We start from the raw sequence: 1,455 nt of genomic DNA, 5'->3' as shown, positions 1-1,455 counted from the left end.
GGCCGGGGAGGCCGCACCTTGATTCCAAAGCCATACTGCCTCTGGCCCGGCCACCCGGCGGGTTAATTTATGCCGTTGGCACGCTGCAGCTCCCGCACGTACTGGGTGATGCCTTTGACGTCACCATCGGTCAGCCCCTGCTGGGCGGGCATGCTTCCGAAATCCCAGTGGTGCGCGCGCACGCCGTTGCGGGCGGCGAGCAAGAAGGCGGCGTCGCCATGGTGCGACGGTTCGTAGATCTTGTGAACCAGCGGCGGCGCCATGCCGTGGCGGCCTGCGGCATTGTCCCCATGGCAGTCGGCGCAGACCGCGTCAAAAGCGCGTTTGCCGATCTTTGCGGCTTCACTCAGGTCCGGCGGCAGCTGAACCTCGGCGAGCGGGGCGCCGGGTTCCAGAATGGTGCGCTGGGCGGTTGCATCGTTTCTCCCGGCGCTGCTGTAGACGAAATAAACCGCCGCCGCCACGGCTGCGGCAGCCAGGATGGCAAGGTTCTTATTCATGAGGGTCTCTTTCTTTCATAGGTGAATGAATTGCCGTGAGCCGGGCTAGGGCCGTACTGGTTCCGGGCTGCCGCCGCCGGTCCGGGCGCCCCGCGGGAGCCGGACGCGAAAGCGCGGATCTCCTGATAGCGAATCCGCACATCCTCGCTTTGCTGATAGAAACGGAACAGATCCTTCAGCGGTGAGGAAAACTCCTTGTGGGCGGACAGCATCGCCACAAGCGCGCCCAGCGAGACCCGCTCCTGCAGCACGAAATATCCGCCCAGAGAATAGAACAGGAAGGGTGTCAGGGCGGTCAGGAAGTTGTTGATCGCCTTGGCCAGGAATTTCAGCCGGTGAATCTGCAGGCGCAGTTCTTGTAGTTGCCGGAAACTGCGCGCAACCGGCAGCGCGCCTTGCCCGGACGCCCGTAATTGCCGGTCCAAGTGCCCGCCGAGAAGGCGCATCTCGCGGATCCGTTTGCGGGACACCGCATTCACCCGCCGCTGCAGCCGCGGCACGATGATCAGCTGAAGGGGAAGCACCGTGAGCGCAGCCGCGGCGAGGATGGGATCCTGCACAAACATGAACAGAAGGATCGTAGCCAGTGTTCCGCCCTGCAGCAGCGGGACGGCCAGCAGTTCGGAGGCAAAGCCGCCGACAGGTTCAACCTCGGGGCCAAGAACCGGCATGATGGCCGGTTGGCGCTCCGCGGGCTGATCCTGCCTCCACTGGCGGTAGATGGCCAGCCGCAGCCGGCGCACGAAGCTTTCGGCAACCAGGCCCTTGCGGATGTTCAGCCAGTATTTGTTGAGACCGTTGAGCGTGATGGCCGCCAGATAGGCGCCGCAAAGCAGAAACAGCAGCGAAACTTGCGAAAGCTCGGCTCCAAACACCACAACCGGGCTGCTGCCATTTTCAAACACGCGGTTCACGATCTGCTTGGGCAGCTCTAGGGTCAGATAGAGGATCGGCA

At 63.4% G+C, this 1,455-nt stretch carries 2 protein-coding genes; both read right to left on the bottom strand.

Annotated elements, in window-relative coordinates; translation table 11 throughout:
* Positions 1-62 precede the first annotated feature (62 nt).
* The gene (locus A2I95_RS37560) at positions 63-500 is read right to left on the bottom strand and encodes a cytochrome c (protein ID WP_027258028.1); all 438 of its coding nucleotides are present in this window, start codon (positions 498-500) and stop codon (positions 63-65) included.
* A partial coding sequence (locus tag A2I95_RS37555) for an ABC transporter ATP-binding protein (RefSeq protein WP_291737536.1) occupies positions 497-1,455 on the bottom strand: 959 nt, incomplete at its 5' end. The genes A2I95_RS37555 and A2I95_RS37560, both read right to left, overlap by 4 nt.

This window comes from Leisingera sp. F5 (genome assembly GCF_001593695.1).
This window is presented reverse-complemented; position numbering and strand designations above follow the sequence as displayed.

Coding starts and splice junctions, on each gene's coding strand:
- A2I95_RS37560 (WP_027258028.1), bottom strand. CDS start 500: ATGAATAAGAACCTTGCCATCCTGGCTGCCGCAGCCGTGGCGGCGGCG.